The 18183-nt window shown below is 65.0% G+C and carries 15 protein-coding genes and 1 tRNA gene; 7 read left to right on the top strand and 9 right to left on the bottom strand.

The window, feature by feature from the left end:
* Positions 1-3: 3 nt before the first annotated feature.
* Positions 4-1341, top strand: coding sequence for a bifunctional folylpolyglutamate synthase/dihydrofolate synthase (locus tag M2339_RS02555; RefSeq protein ID WP_264587604.1), 1338 nt, complete (start codon positions 4-6; stop codon positions 1339-1341).
* A gap of 9 nt (positions 1342-1350) precedes the next feature.
* Here the strand turns inward: M2339_RS02555 and M2339_RS02550 are convergent, their stop codons facing one another.
* Both M2339_RS02550 and M2339_RS02545 read right to left on the bottom strand, forming a co-directional pair.
* Positions 1351-2709, bottom strand: coding sequence for an AmpG family muropeptide MFS transporter (locus tag M2339_RS02550; protein ID WP_264570926.1), 1359 nt, complete (start codon positions 2707-2709; stop codon positions 1351-1353).
* A gap of 92 nt (positions 2710-2801) precedes the next feature.
* Positions 2802-3239 (bottom strand): response regulator, encoded by a 438-nt coding sequence (locus M2339_RS02545; RefSeq protein ID WP_181560256.1) that lies wholly within the window; start codon positions 3237-3239, stop codon positions 2802-2804.
* 100 nt (positions 3240-3339) lie between these two features.
* On the opposite strand from M2339_RS02545, the gene M2339_RS02540 reads away from it, so the two are divergent.
* Together M2339_RS02540 and rsmD are read left to right on the top strand one after the other, a co-directional pair.
* The gene (locus M2339_RS02540; RefSeq protein ID WP_264587605.1) at positions 3340-4242 is read left to right on the top strand and encodes a pseudouridine synthase; all 903 of its coding nucleotides are present in this window, start codon (positions 3340-3342) and stop codon (positions 4240-4242) included.
* Positions 4239-4781 (top strand): 16S rRNA (guanine(966)-N(2))-methyltransferase RsmD, encoded by a 543-nt coding sequence (gene rsmD / locus M2339_RS02535; RefSeq protein WP_264587606.1) that lies wholly within the window; start codon positions 4239-4241, stop codon positions 4779-4781. The genes M2339_RS02540 and rsmD overlap by 4 nt, the downstream gene beginning before the upstream one ends.
* A 32-nt stretch (positions 4782-4813) precedes the next feature.
* Here rsmD and M2339_RS02530 read toward each other — a convergent pair whose 3' ends face one another.
* The gene (locus tag M2339_RS02530) at positions 4814-5224 is read right to left on the bottom strand and encodes a hypothetical protein (RefSeq protein WP_264587607.1); all 411 of its coding nucleotides are present in this window, start codon (positions 5222-5224) and stop codon (positions 4814-4816) included.
* 106 nt (positions 5225-5330) lie between these two features.
* On the opposite strand from M2339_RS02530, the gene M2339_RS02525 reads away from it, so the two are divergent.
* From M2339_RS02525 to M2339_RS02510, 4 genes are all read left to right on the top strand, one after another.
* Positions 5331-7673, top strand: coding sequence for an ATP-dependent helicase (locus M2339_RS02525; RefSeq protein WP_264587608.1), 2343 nt, complete (start codon positions 5331-5333; stop codon positions 7671-7673).
* A gap of 289 nt (positions 7674-7962) precedes the next feature.
* A complete protein-coding gene (locus M2339_RS02520) occupies positions 7963-9312 on the top strand; it encodes an MFS transporter (protein ID WP_264578414.1) in 1350 nt (449 codons plus the stop codon).
* Positions 9313-9379: 67 nt separating this feature from the next.
* Positions 9380-10303 carry a cysteine synthase A gene (gene cysK / locus M2339_RS02515; RefSeq protein WP_264587609.1) on the top strand — a complete coding sequence of 308 codons (924 nt, stop codon included), beginning with the start codon at positions 9380-9382 and terminating at the stop codon, positions 10301-10303.
* A gap of 176 nt (positions 10304-10479) precedes the next feature.
* Positions 10480-11892, top strand: a complete 1413-nt coding sequence (locus M2339_RS02510) for a cell wall hydrolase (protein ID WP_264587610.1) — start codon at positions 10480-10482, stop codon at positions 11890-11892.
* Between the two features lie 77 nt (positions 11893-11969).
* Here the strand turns inward: M2339_RS02510 and M2339_RS02505 are convergent, their stop codons facing one another.
* The 6 genes from M2339_RS02505 to lon form a co-directional block, all read right to left on the bottom strand.
* Entirely contained in the window at positions 11970-13775 is a 1806-nt protein-coding gene (locus tag M2339_RS02505; RefSeq protein ID WP_264573325.1) for an acyl-CoA dehydrogenase C-terminal domain-containing protein, read from the bottom strand.
* 23 nt (positions 13776-13798) lie between these two features.
* The gene (locus M2339_RS02500; RefSeq protein ID WP_181560264.1) at positions 13799-14233 is read right to left on the bottom strand and encodes a MerR family transcriptional regulator; all 435 of its coding nucleotides are present in this window, start codon (positions 14231-14233) and stop codon (positions 13799-13801) included.
* Positions 14234-14344: 111 nt separating this feature from the next.
* Entirely contained in the window at positions 14345-14734 is a 390-nt protein-coding gene (hisI, locus tag M2339_RS02495; RefSeq protein ID WP_264578410.1) for a phosphoribosyl-AMP cyclohydrolase, read from the bottom strand.
* An 85-nt stretch (positions 14735-14819) separates the two neighbouring features.
* Positions 14820-14896, bottom strand: a tRNA-His gene (locus M2339_RS02490).
* 256 nt (positions 14897-15152) lie between these two features.
* The gene (locus M2339_RS02485) at positions 15153-15425 is read right to left on the bottom strand and encodes an HU family DNA-binding protein (protein ID WP_181560266.1); all 273 of its coding nucleotides are present in this window, start codon (positions 15423-15425) and stop codon (positions 15153-15155) included.
* Between the two features lie 253 nt (positions 15426-15678).
* Positions 15679-18075 carry an endopeptidase La gene (gene lon, locus M2339_RS02480; RefSeq protein ID WP_264587611.1) on the bottom strand — a complete coding sequence of 799 codons (2397 nt, stop codon included), beginning with the start codon at positions 18073-18075 and terminating at the stop codon, positions 15679-15681.
* Between the last annotated feature and the right edge of the window lie 108 nt (positions 18076-18183).

The raw sequence follows: 18183 nt of genomic DNA, 5'->3' as shown, positions 1-18183 counted from the left end.
GCGATGGCTGACCACGCCGTTTCCGATCACCCTGCCGTGCAGGCGCAACTCGATCGCCTGATGGCGCTTTCTCCCGGCCGCGACGTGCTGGGGCTGGAACGCATCAGCGAACTCGTCCGCCGGCTGGGCAACCCGCATCTGGAGATGCCGCCGGTCTTCCATGTCGCCGGCACCAACGGCAAGGGATCGACCTGCGCCTATCTGCGCGCAGCGCTGGAAGCCGACGGCAAGAGCGTCCATGTCTTCACTTCTCCCCATCTCGTGCGGTTCAACGAGCGCATCCGCCTTGCCGGCACGTTGATCGACGATGACACGCTGGCCCGCGCGCTGGAGCAGGTTCTCGATATTGGTGGCGATCTGAACGCCAGCTTCTTCGAGATCACCACCGCCGCAGCTTTCATGCTGTTCGCGACGGTGCCGGCGGATGCCTGCGTAATCGAGGTGGGTCTGGGCGGACGGCTGGACGCAACGAACGTCATCCAGTCCCCGGTCGCCTGCGGCATCGCCTCGCTGGCGATCGACCATGAGAGCTTCCTCCTCGCGCCGGACCATGACGTGCCGGAAGACCCGCTGAGCCGCATCGCCTTTGAGAAGGCCGGCATCGCCAAGGCCGGGGCGCCATTGGTCACCCAGCATTATCGCCCAGCGATGAACGCCACGATCGCGCGCGTGGCTGACAAGGCCGGTGCCGCGCATCTGCCGCGCGGGCGGAGCTGGGACATCGCCGAATATCAGGGCCAGTTGCATTATCGCGACGAAGCCGGGCGGATCGAATTGCCGATGCCCCGCCTCCACGGCGCTCATCAGATATCCAACATGGGCCTCGCCATTGCGATGCTCCGCCACCAGCAGGCGGTGCCGCTGCCCGAGGCTGCGCTGCGCGCCGCGCCGCTCTGGGCGCACTGGCCCGCGCGCATGCAGCGTCTGGAAGGCGGTCCGCTCAACGCGATGCTGCCCGGGCGGATGCTGATGCTCGATGGCGGGCATAATCCCGATGCCGGCAAGGCGCTGGCCGACGCGCTGACGGAAAGCCATCTGGCCGATGAGGGCATCGACCTGATCATCGGCATGCTCTCGAACAAGGACGTCGCCGGCTTCCTCAAGCCGCTCCGCCCCTTGATCCGCTCGATCCGCTCGCTGCCGGTGCCCGGCCATGAGCATCACGGGCCGGAGGTCTTCGCGCAGGTTGCCCGCGCGTGGGAGGTGCCGCACCGCAGCTTCAGCACGATCCAGGAGGCGCTGACGGATGTCGCCGCCGGACCGCGACGCACGGTCATGATGGCGGGCACGCTCTATCTGGCCGGGCAGGTGCTGGTCGCCAACAACCAGCCGCCGGTCTGAGGCGCGTCGCTAATCGTCCTGCGTGCTGGGCTGTCGCACGGACTCCACCACGAAGCCTTTCGTCCACATGATCCAGAGCAGGATCATGCCCGGAATGGCGGCCACGACGGTGAATGCCCAGAAACCGACCCAGCCCAGCCCCTCGGCGAGATAGCCCGAGGGCGTCGAGAGCCATGTCCGGCCGACTGCGGCGAAGGATGAGAGCAAGGCAAACTGCGTCGCGGTATAGGCGAGGCTCGACAGGCCGGACAGGTAGGTGACGAACACCGTCAGGCCGATGCCGCTGGTGAAATTCTCCGTCCCCACCGCCAGCGCGAGCATCGGCGTCGAATGTCCGGCCACGGCGAGCGCGCAGAACAGCAGGTTGGAGAGCATCATCATCGCACCGGAGACGAACAAAGCACGCCCCATGCCCAGCCGGGCGATGAACGGCGCGCCCAGCGCCGACCCGGCAATCAGCGCGGCAAAGCCGACGAACTTGTTGACGGTGACATATTCGGTATCGGTAAAGCCCAGCTCGACGATCATCGGCGCCAGCATCACCTGCCCCATGGCATCGCCGATCTTGTAGATCAGCACGAAGCCCAGGACGAGGAAGGCGCCGTGGCGGGAGAGGAACTCACGAAACGGATTGACGATGGTCTCCTTGAGCCAGTCGCCCATCGCCAGCCCTTCGCGCACCGCGCGGTGCTCCACATAGCGCCCCGGCCCCGCTAGCAGCGCGCCAATGGCAGCCGGGAGCACGCAGAAGGCAGTGATGCCATAGGCGACGGCCCAACCCAGCCCGGCGCCTTCCGTGGAAGCGAGGAAGATCGTCCCGGCGCCGGCCAGCAGGTTACCGGTGCGATAGCCGAACTGGTTCATCGCCGTACCGTGCGGCAATTCCTGCTCGCTCAGGATTTCGATGCGATAGGCATCGATCACGATATCCTGCGTGGCGGAGAGGAAGGCGACGGCAATGGCCCAGAGGGCAAAGCGCGCGAGATCGGTCGCCGGATCGCTGGCGCCCAGTTGCCAGATCGCGCCAAACAGCAGCGCCTGAATGAAGAACAGCCACGCGCGCCGCTGCCCGAACAGGCGGGTGAGCACAGGCAGTGGGACCTTGTCGACAAGAGGCGCCCACAGGAATTTGAGCGTGTAGGGGGTCGTCAGGCCGATAGCGAAGCCGATCGTGGACTTGTCGATGCCGACCTTGGAGAGCCAGAAGGTCATTGTAGCCAGCAGCAGCGTCAGCGGAAAACCGCTCGATATGCCGAGCAGAAACGCAACGAACGGCATGGGCCGCAAATAGGGGCGGAAGCTCGGAACGAAGAAGCCGCTCGCCACGACTGCACCGACAATCACGGCGAATATGAGGGTCTGCGACATGCACACTCCGACTGCTTGGGCCTGAACCCGCAGTCTTAGAGCGCTACGCCGGAATTCAAAGCATCGTTTTTGCCGGCGCGCCAGCGCAGCCCTCAGTTGCGCTTGAAGAGCTTCAGCCCCGCCGGCAGCCGGCCGGGCGAGCGCCCACCGATCACCCGCTCGCACACGCCAATGGCACGGATAAGATCGCGCGGCAGAAACGGCTTGGAGAGGCACCCGAGCGCAATGTCCTGATCGCGCGCTTCCTCCGGGCAGGTGGCCGTCGCGAACAGCACGGCGATGCCGAGTTCGCGGGCATGGCGGGCCAACTCGACGCCCGAGCGGACACCGGCAAGCCGAACATCGGTCACCACCAGATCGACCGCGCCCTGTTCGAGGATGATCGCCGTCGCTTCCCGGAAGCGATCGACCGTCGCGACCACCTCATAGCCGGCCGTCTGGAGGGTATGTTCTTCATCGAACGCGAGCAGCGGCTCATCCTCGACAATCAGGATGCGGCGTATTCGCTGCGTCTCCTTCGAGAAAAACATTGCCGCCTCATTCCCGTTGCGCCAAACCGCAGACCGAAAACGGATCGATCCCGGCGCACAAAAACGCTAGGTCGCGCGGCTGCGATTCGCCAGTGCAGCGATGACACAGCCGCCCCAAAAACGGACACAGATTTTGTCGAACACTCGTGGACCTTCCGGACCTCGCCGTCCCCAGCGCCCTGCAGCCGGCGCAACCGATCGTCGAGCCCAGCCGCCCAGAGCGCGCCGGGGCGCAGGCCGCGTCACGCCGCAAGTGCGCCAGGCCGCCGATGATGGCACGGCGCGCGAGGGCGAGCGCATCGCCAAGCTGATGGCCCGCGCGGGCGTCGCCTCCCGCCGGGATGTCGAGCGGATGATCGCAGAAGGGCGCGTGGCGCTGAACGGCACGCTGGTGGAAACGCCCGCAACCTTGCTCAAGTCGCTGCGCGGCGTGACGGTGGATGGTGTGGCGGTGAAGGAACCCGCACCGGCCCGCATGTTCCTTTTCCACAAGCCGGCCGGCCTGCTCACCACCGCCAAGGACCCGGCCGGGCGACCGACCATTTATGATCGCCTGCCCGCCGACCTACCGCGCGTGATGCCCGTGGGCCGGCTCGATCTGAACACTGAAGGCCTGCTGCTGCTCACCACCGATGGCGAGCTGAAGCGGCAGCTGGAATTGCCCTCCACCGGTGTCGAGCGCACCTATCGCGCGCGCGCGTTCGGGGAGATCAGCCAGGCCCAGCTTGAAGAACTGATCGAGGGCGTCGAGATTGAGGGGATGCGCTATGGTCGCATCGACGCCAATCTGGAGCGACGGACCGGGCGCAATCAGTGGATCGAAATGACCCTGACCGAAGGCAAGAACCGCGAAGTGCGGCGCGTGCTCGAACATCTCGGCCTCAAGGTCAGCCGGCTGATCCGGACCCGCTACGGTCCCTTCGTGCTGGGCGATTCCGCGCCTGCTGAAGTGGCCGAGGTGCGCCAGGTCGATCTCATCAAGTTCCGCAAGACGCTCAAATGAGGATCATCTCAGGACAATGGCGGGGCCGCCCGCTGGTGGCGCCAATCGGCGAGGAAACGCGCCCGACGGCAGACCGCACGCGCGAGACGCTGTTTTCGATGCTCACCAGCCGGCTGGGCTCATTCGAAGGGCTTGCGGTGGGCGATTTCTTTGCCGGCTCCGGCGCACTGGGCCTTGAGGCGCTGTCGCGCGGGGCGGCGACATGCCTGTTTGTCGAGCGCGATCGGGCTGCGATCACAGCCTTGCGCAAAAATGCCGAAAAGCTCGGACTTGCGCGCCCCGACATCCGCCAGAACGATGTTCTCGCGCTTGGCGCCACGTCGGCGCCGCTGGATGTGATTTTCATGGACCCGCCTTATGGTACCGGCGCGGGTGCCGTCGCTCTGGACAAGCTCGCCCGGCTCGGCTGGGTCGGCCCCAGCACCTGGGTGAGCATCGAGACCGAAAAGCGGGAAGAGATCGCGGTCAAAGGCTTCGATTGCGATGCCGAGCGCGTGGTCGGCAAGGCCAAATTGGTCCTGCTGAGGCCGGCGACCTAGACGGAGGCCGACCTCAGCAGAAGCTCAGTTAGTTATTGCCCGCCAGGGTTCTTGCACCCGTCCTTCACGGTGCGCGAGCAGACCGGATATTCTGCCGGGGGCTGCGGAGCGGTCTGCTCCACGGGCCGCTGCGGCATCATCTCAACCTGACCACCACCGGGGGGCGGAGGCGGCGGCGGCGTCGTGCCGCCGGGTGCAGGGGGCGGCGGGGGAGCAGGCGGCGGCGGCGGCGGGTTCATGCCATCGCCGGGCATGGGGTTACCAGTCGGCGGGGGCATGGTGTCCGTCCCGCCCGGCATCGGCCCGGGTGTGTCGCCCGGCATCGGCGCGGTCGCGGACGGCGGGCCGGCTGGCGCTCCACCCGGAGGCGGCATGTCTTGTGCGTGGGCAGCGAAGGCCAGTGCCGAAGCGGCACCGCAGGCGAGAATGGTTGAGAAGCGCATGATCGCATCCTCCTATGAGTGATCGTTCTTGTGGGATGGAAATCCCGCAGCGGGACAGCCGTTCCGGTCGAACCATCCGCCGCAGACCGCCGGGGGCGTAATCGGGATGAAGCGGTCGGAACGCACGCCAAGGCCCTTGCCCCAGCCCCACCCGTTCCCTAGTTGTTCGCCTGTGACCGATCCTTTGCCAGCCCCCTCTCCTGCCGACCCGCCTTATATCCAGGGCCTCAATGCGCCGCAGCGCGAGGCTGTGCTGACCACGGAAGGGCCGGTTCTGGTTCTGGCCGGCGCCGGCACGGGCAAGACGGCAGCGCTGACCGCGCGCCTCGCCCATCTGGTAGCGACCCGCCGCGCCTGGCCCTCCGAGATCCTGTGCGTCACCTTCACCAACAAGGCCGCCCGCGAGATGCGCGAGCGCGTCGGGCGAATGATCGGCGAAGCGGTCGAGGGCATGCCTTGGCTCGGCACCTTCCACTCGGTCTGTGCCAAGATGCTGCGCCGCCATGCCGAACTGGTCGGGCTGCAGAGCAATTTCACCATTCTCGATACAGACGACCAGTTGCGCCTGATGAAGCAGATCATCATCGCTGAGGGGATCGACGAGAAGCGCTTCACCGCCCGCGCGCTGGCCGGGCTGATCGACAAGTGGAAGAACAAGGGCCTCACTCCCGGCGAAATCGACGCGGGCGAGAGCGAGGCCTTCGCCAATGGCAAGGGCGCGGCGATCTATGCGCTGTATCAGGCCCGCCTGCGCGCACTCAACGCCTGCGATTTCGGCGATCTGCTGCTGCACATGCTGACGATCTTCAAGACCGATCGCGAGGTGCTGGAGCAATATCAGCAGCGCTTCCGCTACATCATGGTGGACGAGTATCAGGACACCAACACCAGCCAGTATCTCTGGCTGCGGCTGCTCGCCCAGCAGCGCAAGAACATATGCTGCGTGGGCGACGACGACCAGAGCATCTATAGCTGGCGCGGCGCGGAAGTGGCCAACATCCTGCGCTTCGAGCGCGACTTCCCCGGCGCTGCGATCATCCGGTTGGAGCAGAATTATCGCTCGACGCCGCATATCCTCGCGGCAGCCTCCGGCGTCATCGCGCAGAATGGCGGACGGCTCGGCAAGACCTTGTGGACGCAGGAGGCCGATGGCGAGAAGTTGCGTGTCATCGGCGTGTGGGACGGGCCGGAAGAGGCCCGCCGCGTTGGCGAGGAGATCGAGTCGCTGGGGCGGCAGGGCGTCGGCGCCGAGAAGATCGCCATCCTCGTGCGCGCTTCCTTCCAGACGCGCGAGTTCGAGGACCGCTTCATCCAGATCGGCCTGCCCTACCGCATCGTCGGCGGCTTCCGCTTCTACGAGCGTGCCGAAATCCGCGATGCGCTGGCTTATCTGCGCCTCGTCAACCAGCCGGCGGACGATCTCGCGTTCGAGCGGATCGTCAACGTGCCCAAGCGGGGCCTTGGCGACAAGGCGGTCGAGAAGGTCCACCGCCTCGCGCGCGCCATGGGTGAGCCACTCACCAGCGCGGCCGCGCGCATCCTCGATACGGACGAGCTGACGCCGCAGGCGCGGCGCTCGCTGGGGCGGTTCATCGGCGATCTCGCCCGCTGGCGCGACCTCGCCAATGCGATGAACCACGCCGATCTCGCGCGGCAGATTCTGGACGAGAGCGGCTATACCGCTGCCCTCCAGGCCGAGCGCACCACCGAGGCAAGCGGACGGCTGGAGAACCTGCAAGAGCTGACGCGCGCCATGGAGGAATATGAGACGCTCGGGGCCTTCCTCGAGCATGTCAGCCTCGTCATGGACAATGAGGCGCAGGCCGATGAAGCCAAGGTGACGCTGATGACCATCCACGCCGCCAAGGGGCTGGAGTTCGACACCGTATTCCTCGCGGGCTGGGAAGATGGCCTGTTCCCCTCGCAACGCGCGCTCGATGAAGGCGGCCTTGCCAGCCTGGAGGAAGAGCGCCGGCTGGCTTATGTGGCGATCACCCGCGCGCGCCAGCGCTGCCTGATCCTGCACGCCGCCAACCGGCGGGTCTATGGCCAGTGGACCAGTTCCATCCCCTCCCGCTTCATTGGCGAATTGCCCAAGGAGACGGTGGACGAGGAAAACACCATGACCGGCGGCGCAAGCCTGTGGCGCGCCAACTGGTCGGAGCGGGACGATCCGTTCGCCAATGTCGCGCGCAGCTCAGGCCGCGGACCGGGCTGGCAAAGGGCGCAAAGCCAGTTCTCGCGCGAGCCGACGCGTCTCGTCGAGGCGCGGCAGAGCGCGGTGAGCCTTGGCAACAAGGGCCGCAGCGACGTCAGCCTCGGCACCCGCGTCTTCCACCAGAAGTTCGGCTATGGGACAGTGACCGGCATCGAAGGCAACAAGCTGGAGATCGATTTCGAGCAGGCCGGCGCCAAAAGGGTCTTGGACAGCTTCATCAGCCTCGCCTGAGATGCGGCACCTCAGGCGGCGCAATTGTGTTCATGACGCCGCAGGTGCGCCAGGAAAAATGACAAGCCGCTTTATTTCCTGATGACTCATTAACCCTGTTTTCTTAGGGCGGAGCTGCGACCCGAAGGGCGCTGGCAGCCCCAGTGCTCAAACTCGGCCCGGCGGAGCGTGGGTTCCTGCCGGGCCTTTTTCGTTCAGCCCCAGCGAAGGCGCGCGGCAATCGAAAATCTTTGCCCTGCGCGCGTTTTGGTCCGTTGCGCCGTCGCCAGCCTTGCGCCAAGGAACATGCATGGTCAGCCCATCTTCTCGCGAGCCTGACGGCACCGCCGGGCGCAAGCCACCGACCCATCCCTTTCAGATCGGCGCCTTCCGCGCCTATCTGATGGTCCGCCTGTCGACGATCCTCGCATCGAACGGCATGGCGCTGATCATCGCATGGGAAGCCTACAACATCGCGCGCCAGACCATGTCTCCCGGGCAGTCGGCGGCGCAATTGGGGCTGATCGGCCTCATCCAGTTCGTCATGGTCTTTGTGCTGACGCCGTTTGCGGGGCTTGTCGCGGACAATTATTCGCGCACCCGCATCGCCATGGGCACGCTCTCGCTGCTGCTCTTCTCGGCAGGGATTTTGGCACTTTCCAGCTACGAAGGATGGATCAGCCTGCCGCTGATCTTCGCACTCGCCGCGCTGATCGGCTTTGCCCGCGCCTTCCAGGGGCCAGCGCTCGGCTCCCTGGGCCCGAACATCGTCCCCAAGGACCTGCTGCCCCGCGCCATCGCATTCAGCAGCATGTTCTGGCAGGCCGGCAGCATCGTCGGGCCGGCCGTCGCCGGCTATGCCTACGCGTTCAAGCCCTATTTTGCCTACATGTTCAGCAGCGCCCTGTTTGGCGTGGCGGTCATTGGCATGATCTTCGTCGGCAAGGTGCCGCAAGCGGCCCGCCAGCGCGACCGTCATCCGATCGGCCAGATCATCGATGGCCTCACCTATGTGCGGACCAACCGGCTGGTCTTCGGTGCCATCACGCTCGATCTCTTTGCCGTGCTTCTCGCCGGCACCACGGCGTTGCTGCCGGTCTATGCGCGCGATGTGCTCCATATCGGCTCGCAGGGCCTGGGACATCTTGCCGCAGCGCCCGGCATCGGCGCGGGTCTGACGGCGCTGTTCTTCTCGTTCCGGCCGCTGCGCCACAATGTCGGGCTGAAAATGATGCTGTCCGTCGGCATCTTCGGGTTGGCGACCATCGTCTTCGGCCTCACCGCCTTCATGCCGCAGCAGACCGCGATCATCGTCGCCCTGTTCGCCATGGCGACGTGGGGCAGTGCGGACATGTTCTCTGTGTTCGTCCGCCAATCACTCATCCAGCTTCACACCCCCGACGACATGCGCGGCCGGGTGACCAGCGTATCGATGATGACAATTTCCGCCTCGAATGAGCTGGGCGATGCCGAGTCGGGCTTTCTCGCCGCGCTCATCGGGCCGATCGCTGCTGTGATTGCCGGCGGCGTGGGTGCGATTGCCATCACCTTGTGGTGGTCGCGCCTTTTCCCTGAATTGCGGAATGCCCGGACGTTCGATCCGCCCGAGGTTCATTTCCGACCTTCCCACGCGGGCGCTGCTCCCGCAAAAGAAGGATAGAGTCCGCCCCTTGCAAATCTCTATCGATTAAGTTTTAATTGATCGATCGCCTTATGGAGGATTGCCCATGAAAGTCTCGTCCATTCTCGAAACGATCGGCGGCACGCCGCACATCCGCTTCAACCGCCTGTTTGGCGACGCGAATGTCTGGATCAAGTCCGAGCGCTCTAACCCCGGCGGATCGATCAAGGACCGCATCGCGCTGGCCATGATCGAAGCTGCGGAAAAGGACGGCAGCTTGAAGCCCGGCGGCGTCATCGTGGAGCCGACCTCCGGCAACACCGGCATTGGCCTTGCCATGGTCGCCGCCGTGAAGGGCTATAAGCTCGTCCTCGTCATGCCCGAGAGCATGAGCCTGGAGCGCCGCCGCCTGATGCTGGCCTACGGTGCCAGCTTCGACCTGACCCCGCGTGAAAAGGGCATGAAGGGCGCCATCGAGCGCGCGCTGGAGATCGTGGCCGCCACACCCGGTGCGTGGATGCCGCAGCAATTCGAGAATCCGGCCAATATCGATGTCCATGTCCGCACGACGGCGCAGGAAATCTTCAACGACTTCGCCGATGAGCCGCTGGATGCACTGATCACCGGCGTCGGCACGGGCGGGCACATCACCGGCTGCGCGCAGGTGCTCAAGGCAATGTGGCCGGGCCTCCAGGTCTTTGCCGTGGAGCCGACGCTCTCCCCGGTCATCAGCGGCGGCGCGCCCGGCCCGCACCCCATCCAGGGCATCGGCGCCGGTTTCATCCCGGCCAATCTGCATACCGATCTGCTGGACGGCGTGATCCAGGTCGATCCCGCCGATGCCAAGGGCTATGCCCGCCGCGCTGCCAGCGAGGAAGGCGTGCTGGTCGGCATCTCCTCCGGTGCCACGCTGGCCGCCATTGCCCAGAAGCTGCCGGAACTGCCCGCCGGCGCCAAGGTTTTGGGTTTCAATTACGACACTGGCGAGCGCTATCTCTCGGTGCCGGACTTCCTGCCCGAAGCCGGCTGATCCGGGTCGACCATCCCGTGCCGGCGAGCCGTTAAGACTTGCCGGCCGGAATTTCCCGTTATGGCACGGCCGTCCCTGTGGCCGGGCGGCTGGCCGTGCCGCTCTTGCCTAACGCGGCCTAAAGGCACACATACCGCCCTCTCCGGCCGCGCATGGCGGCTTTGGCGGAAGGACGTATGGCAACCAACGGTCTGATTGCGCGAAAATCGGCATTCCCGGCGCTCTCTTCGCGCCAAGGCCGACTCGTGCTGGCTGGCCTGCTGGGGCTGATCCTGACCGGCGCTCTGGCGCTGCTCGCCATCGGCAATCGCTCCAGCGTTACCGCCCTGTCCGGCAGCGAGGCCGTGAGCACAGCCCTGCCCAAGGCACCGGATAACAGCCCCGTGCCCGTCGTCGAGCCGCTGGTGCTCGACGCCTCCCATCCCGATCAGGCGCGGCAGCTGAACGCGCAGATCCCATTCTCGACCGCACCCAATCCTGCCGCCCGCCCCTTCACGTTCAAGGGCGATGCGGTGGCACTGGGCCGCGCAACCGACTGCCTTGCCGCCGCAATGATCTATGAGGCCGGCGACGACGCCAAGGGCCAGCGCGCCGTGGGACAGGTCGTGCTCAACCGCCTGCGCCACCCCGCCTTCCCCAAGACGGTGTGCGGCGTGGTGTTTCAGGGGCAGGAGCGGGCGACCGGCTGCCAGTTCACCTTTACCTGCGATGGCGCCATGGCGCGCCGCCCGTCCACGGCAGCCTGGGATCGCGCCCGGGGCAATGCCGCGCGGATGCTCGCAGGCGATGTCTATGCGCCCGTGGGCTACAGCACCCATTATCACACCGACTGGGTGATGCCCTATTGGAGCAAGTCGCTCGACAAGGTCGCGGCGGTCGATACGCACCTGTTCTTCCGCTGGGAGGGCTGGTGGGGCACGCCGCCGGCCTTTGCGCGGAGCCTGAGCATCGCTGCCGAGCCTGCCATCGCCAAGCTCGCCGCCTTGTCGCCCGTTCACGCCGATGATGGCGCGCTGGCCGGCACTCTGCCCGGCTCGCTGATCGACGACGCCACCGCCCCCACTGTGCTTGGCGCTGCGGATATCGGCAAGCGCATCGGTCCCGGTCGGCTGGCTGCCATCGAGCCCGGCGGCACCGGCTTTGTGATGACGCTCGATCCGGGCGGCGATCCGGCCCGTTATGCCGACGCCGCCGCGCGCCTGTGCGCCGGTCGCGCCCAATGTCGCCTGCTGGCCTGGACGAGCGACAAGGCGACGCCACGCAGCTTCCCGGTCGCGGAAACCAGCCTCGCCTCCATGTCCTTCTCCTATATCCGCATGAAGGACAGCGGTATCGAGCGCACGCTCTACAATTGCGACGAGTTCCGCGACGTGCCGCGCGTCAACTGCATGGTCCGCCGCACGCCGAGCGCACCGGCGCCCAAGCTGCTGGCCGACGAACGCGGGGAAGCCTCGCAGATCAAGCTGCCTGCCGGCGCGCGTCCGGTCGCCGACATGCAGCGTGGCGAGCTGGTGCCGCTCAAGCCCGGCGATGCCGCGCTGTTCAAGGCGCCGCTGCGGGCTGATGCGCCGGCCTCTGCAAAGCCTTGAACCTCAGCCATCGACGTGAAAACGGCTCCCTCTCCGGAGAGAGGAAGCCGCTTCTTGGTCCCGCAGGATAAGCCCGATCAGGCTGCCGTCAGGAACGCCTCAGGCGGCAGCTCCATCAGCACCTCAGCGCCGCCCTCGATCTTGCGACGCAGTGCGCCGGCTTCCGGCATGATGCGCTCGGCGAAGTAGCGGGCCGTCACCAGCTTGGCCTTCATGTAATCGGGGTTGCCCGTACCCGCATTGAGCTGCGCCTGCGCGGCCATCGCCATGCGCAGCCACATCATGCCCGTCGCGACGATGCCCGTGATGTGCATATAGGCGTAAGCCGCCGCGCCGGCATTGTTCGGGTTCTGCATGGCATTCTGCATCAGCCACATCGTCGCGGCCTGCAGTTGCTGATTGGCCTTCTCCAGCGCCTCGGCAATAGCAGCCGTCTCCGGCACGGCCTTGCCGGCGGCGACATCCTCGGCGACCATCTTGAACAGCGCCTGCACCGCGCGACCGCCATTGGCGGGCAGCTTGCGGCCGACCAGATCCATGGCCTGAACGCCATTGGTGCCTTCGTAGATCATGGTGATGCGCGCATCCCGCACCGCCTGCTCCACGCCCCATTCGCGGATGTAGCCATGGCCGCCGAACACCTGTTGCGCGAGCACGGCGACATCGAAGCCCTTGTCCGTGCCATAGCCCTTGATGACCGGGGTGAGCAGCGAGATGATGTCATCCGCCGCCTGACGCTCTTCCTCGGTCGGCGCATATTTGATGAGATCGACCTGCAGCGCGCCCCATAGAACCAGCGCGCGCAGGCCTTCGGTGAGCGCCTTGCACTCCATCAGCATCCTGCGGACATCGGGGTGCACGAACAGCGTATCGGCAGGCTTGTCCGGCTCGGCAGCGCCGGTCAGCGCGCGGCCCTGCCGCCGGTCCATCGCGTAATGGACCGCCTGCTGATAAGCCAGCTCACCTTGCGCGAGGCCCTGAAGGCCCACGCCGAGCCGCGCCTGGTTCATCATGATGAACATCGCAGCGAGGCCCTTATTCTCCTCGCCGATCATCCAGCCCGTCGCATCGTCATAGTTCATGACGCAAGTGGCGTTGCCGTGAATGCCCATCTTGTGCTCGATGGAGCCGCAGGTGACGGCATTGTGCGCCCCCAGCGAGCCATCGTCATTGACCATCATCTTGGGCACGAGGAACAGCGAGATGCCCTTGCTGCCTGCGGGCGCGCCCGGCGTCTTGGCCAGCACGAGGTGGATGATGTTCTCGGCCATGCTGTGCTCACCGGCCGAGATGAAGATCTTGGTGCCGGTGATCTTGTAGCTGCCATCATCCTGCGGCAACGCGCGCGTCTTGATGAGGCCGAGGTCGGTGCCGCAGTGCGGCTCGGTCAGGTTCATGGTGCCGCACCACTGGCCGGAGACCATGTTGGGCACATATTTCTGCTTGAGCGTATCGTCGCCCTTGGCGAGGATCGCGCTGACCGCGGCGCCGGTCAGGCCGTGATACATGTTGAAGCCGTGGTTCGACGCCGTGAAATATTCCTCGGCGGCGATCGCCAGCACGATAGGCAGACCCTGCCCGCCATATTCCTCCGGCGCATGCAGCGTGGTCCAGCCACCCGCGACGAACTGGTCGAAGGCCTCCTGAAAGCCCGGCGGCGTCGTCACCGTGCCATCGTCATTGCGCTTGCAGCCAATCTGGTCGCCTACGGCATTGAGCGGGCTAAGCACCTCGCTGGCAAACTTGCCGCCCTCTTCGAGAATGGCCTGAACGATATCGCTGGTCGCCGAAGCAAAGCCGGGATTGTTCGTCAGACGCTCCAGCCCGACGATCTCGTTGAGGATGAACATGGTGTCGGCGACGGGCGCCTTGTAGCTGGGCATGGGCCTCTCCGTGGTAGAAAGTCTTAGTTGAGTTCGCCTGACAGGCGCTGATTTTCCTCGACGAGCGCGACGAAATTCTTCAGCTCTTCAATCGCTTCGTCGATATCCTGCCGCTGCCGCTGGAGCAATCCGATCCGCTCCTCGCATTTGGCGACGGTAAATTCGCGCTGGGTGCGCCGACCGTCGCCGGCATCGTACAGGTCGATCATGTCGCGGATTTCGGCCAGGCTGAATCCCACCCGCTTGCCGCGCAAGATCCAGGCGAGCCGCGCGCGATCGCGATGGCTGTAGACCCGCGTCAGGCCCTGCCGGCGCGGCGAGATGAGTTCCTCATCCTCGTAGAAGCGCAGAGCGCGCGGCGTCACTTCGAATTCATCGCACAGGTCGGAGATCGAAAACTCTTCCCGCCCGTCCCGTTCCGGCTGGGGAATGCCGGCAATCATCTGGAGCTTCGTCATTGCATTCATCCCTCCGTGAAGGTCAGACGCGCAGTTTACGTTTACGTCAACGGAAAATCAACCCCTGCACGCGGGCGTCCCGGCGAGACTGAGCGACATATCCGTCACCGATCAATGGGCGTGCGGCTCGCGGTCGATCCATTCAAGACCGTCATCCGTCACGCGGCGATAGAAGCAACTGACGCGGCCCGTGTGGCAGGCCGGCCCTACGGGCTTGACCAGCAGCCAGATCGCGTCCTGATCGCAATCCATCCGCATGTCGACGATGTGGAGTTCGTTGCCGGACTCCTCGCCCTTGCGCCAGAGCTTGCCCCGGCTGCGGGACCAGAAATGGGCAACGCGCGTTTCGATCGTCGCGGCCAGGGCCTGCGCGTTCATGTGCGCCAGCATCAGCAGTTCGCCGGTATCGACATTGCTCGCCACGGCTGTGATCAGCCCATCGCGGTCATAGCGAGGATTGAGCCGCAGCCCTTCCTCCCGATCATCGTCTGCTTTTGCCATGCCGTGCCTATAGGCGGCGCGCGACGGGCTGTCAGCCCCGCGCACGCAGCGCGGCGGCCAGTCATCCAAATCTCGGAGAAGAAAATGGGGCGATCGACGGGATCCGAACCCGCGACCTCTGGTACCACAAACCAGCGCTCTAACCAACTGAGCTACGATCGCCACAGCGTCCATCGACGCTATCGAGAGGCGGCCCATAATGCCCCGGGAGGACCGCCGTCAAGCACAGAGCGCGCCCCTTTCGGGATTAGCACGCTTTTCCCGGCAGACCGGGTATCCTCAGCCTTCCCCCGGCTGAAAATCAAAAAGGCCAGGCAGAGCCCGGCCTTTGCCGACATGGGACGTCGCGTTCCCTGTCGGCGATCCAATCAAGCGGTGCCCCGGCCGGAAAGCGCGGGGCAACGATCGATCGAGTTGATTAGTTGACGGCGTCCTTGAGACCCTTGCCGGCCTTGAACTTCGGCTGGCTGGAAGCCTTGATCGCCATGGTTTCGCCGGTGCGCGGGTTGCGACCGGTCGAGGCCTTGCGCTGCGAAACGGAGAACGTGCCGAAGCCAACGAGGCGAACTTCATCGCCCTTCTTGAGAGCGGCGGTGATCGCGTCGAACACTGCCTCAACAGCCTTGTTCGCATCGGCCTTGGTGAGGCCGCTCTGATCCGCGACCGAACTGATGAGATCCTGCTTGTTCATGCCTTGGGAACCCCCTTCTTGAGAAAACTTGTGGTGGGAATCATGCGACGAAGGCGCGCATAAAGGCTTGCTTCGTCGCAAGTGTCAAAGAGATTTGCGCCTCAAACCCGTTAAAAACCCTGATTTACGCTGTTTTTCACGATGATCGGTCCGGTCCGGGCGACGGACAGGGCCATTTACGACGATCCTTAACCGCCCTTAACTTCAAATCGGGCTGTTTTGGGCATCGGTGTCATGACGATCATCGCGAGACTCAGTGCCGCATCCGCTGCTCATGCTCGGCTGCCGAGCCGATCGGAGGCTGGGCGGCGAGATCATCTTCCTCGGACCAGTCGATCGGTGTCAGCGCCCCGGTGAGCGCCCGGGCAAGCACCTCGTCCACATGGCTCACCGGCACGATTTCAAGGCCTTCCTTGATGTTCGCCGGAATCTCCACCAGGTCCTTCTCATTCTCCTGCGGAATGAGCACGGTCTTGATTCCCCCGCGCAGCGCAGCGAGCAGCTTTTCTTTCAGCCCGCCAATGGGCAGCACCCGGCCGCGCAGCGTCACTTCGCCGGTCATCGCGACATCCTTGTGGACGGGGATGCCGGTCAACGTGGAGACGATAGACGTCACCATGCCGATGCCAGCGCTCGGCCCATCCTTGGGTACCGCGCCTTCGGGAAGGTGGATGTGAATATCCTTGCGGTTGAAGATGCTCGGCTTGATCCCATAAGCTGGGGCGCGCGCCTTCACATAGGAGAAGGCCGCCTGCACCGACTCGGTCATCACGTCGCCGAGCTTGCCGGTCGTCTTGATCTGACCCTTGCCGGGCACCGTCACCGATTCGATGGTGAGCAGCTCGCCGCCAACTTCCGTCCAGGCAAGGCCGGTGACGGCACCGATCTGGTGCTCTTCCTCGGAAATGCCATGACGGAATTTCCGCACGCCCGCATAATCGCCGAGATTCTCCGGCGTGATGGTCACGCTGGTTTCCTTGCCCTCAAGGATACGGCGGAGCGCCTTGCGCGCCAGCCGCGCGATCTCGCGCTCCAGCGTCCGCACGCCCGCTTCCCGTGTATAATAGCGGATAAGGTCGCGCAGCGCGGCTTCTTCGATAGCGAACTCGCCTTCCTTCAGCCCATGGGCCTCGATCTGCTTCTCGATCAAATGCCGCTGCGCGATCTCCAGCTTTTCGTCCTCGGTGTAGCCCTCCAGCCGGATGATCTCCATGCGGTCGAGCAGCGCCTGCGGAAGATTGAGGCTGTTGGCGGTCGTGACGAACATCACGTCCGACAGATCGAGGTCGATCTCCAGATAATGGTCCTGGAACTTGCTGTTCTGCTCCGGGTCCAGCACCTCGAGCAGCGCCGATGCCGGATCGCCCCGGAAATCCTGGCCGAGCTTGTCGATCTCGTCGAGCAGCACCAGCGGGTTCATCGCGCCGGCCTTTTTGAGGTTGGACGCGATCTTGCCCGGCATGGAGCCGATATAGGTGCGGCGATGGCCCCGAATCTCGGCCTCGTCCCGCACGCCGCCGAGCGACTGGCGCACGAACTCGCGGCCCGTCGCCTTGGCGATGCTGCGGCCCAGCGAGGTCTTGCCGACACCCGGCGGGCCAACAAGGCAAAGGATCGGGCCTTTCAGCTTGTCGGAGCGCGCCTGCACTGCGAGATATTCGATGATCCGGTCCTTGACCTTGTCGAGCGCGAAGTGATCGGCATCCAGCACGTCCTGCGCCTTCACCAGATCCTTTTTGAGCTTGCTCTTCTTGCCCCACGGCACGCCGAGCAGCGCATCGAGATAATTGCGGACCACCGTCGCTTCGGCCGACATGGGCTGCATGGAGCGCAGCTTCTTCAGCTCGGCTTCCGCCTTGCTGCGCGCTTCCTTGCTCAGGCGCGTCTTCTTGATCTTCTCGGTCAGCTCGGAAAGCTCATCGCCCTCCTCGCCTTCGCCGCCGCCCAGCTCGCGCTGGATCGCCTTGAGCTGCTCGTTGAGATAATATTCGCGCTGGGTCTTCTCCATCTGGCGCTTCACGCGGCCACGGATTTTCTTCTCGACCTGCAGCACGCCGAGTTCGCCTTCCATGAAGGCAAAGACCATTTCCAGGCGCTTGAGCGGATCACCCTCGACCAGCAGCGACTGCTTGTCGGCGACCTTCACGGCCAGGTTGGCCGCAATGAAATCGGACAGGCGACCAGCCTCGGTGATCTCGCGCAGTTGCGCGGCAGCTTCCGCCGGCAGCTTCTTGTTGAGCTTGGCGTAATTCTCGAACTGGTCGGTGACCGAGCGCATCATCGCCTCGACCTCAGCACCGCCCACGACGATGTCGTCCAGCGGTGCAACGGCGGCGACGATATGATCCTCGGCATCCGTCAACGCGGTCAGGGAGGCGCGCTGCTTGCCTTCCACCAGCACGCGGACATTGCCATCGGGCAGCTTGAGCATCTGCACGATGCTGGCAATGACGCCCATGTCGTAAAGCGCTTCCCGATCCGGATCGTCCTCGCTCGGGTCGAGCTGCGCGACGAGGAAGATGTCCTTGTCGCCCGCCATCGCCTTTTCAAGCGCCGTCACGCTCTTGTCGCGTCCCACGAACAGGGGCACGATCATCTGCGGGAAAACGACGATATCCCGCAGCGGCAAGAGAGGCAGATCAAGATCCATTGTCACTCCAATCCAGCCAGGGGGCCTTACCCCTGAGCCTGCGAACCGCCTTCGTGCAGAAGGGGCCGCTTCACAACCCGGTCGCTTTTCCCGCGCATCGCGAAAAAC

The organism is Sphingobium sp. B2D3C, from assembly GCF_025961835.1.
In the GTDB taxonomy this organism is placed as follows: domain Bacteria; phylum Pseudomonadota; class Alphaproteobacteria; order Sphingomonadales; family Sphingomonadaceae; genus Sphingobium.
The sequence above is the reverse complement of the archived record's forward strand: the minus strand, read 5'-3'. Positions and strand labels throughout refer to the sequence as shown.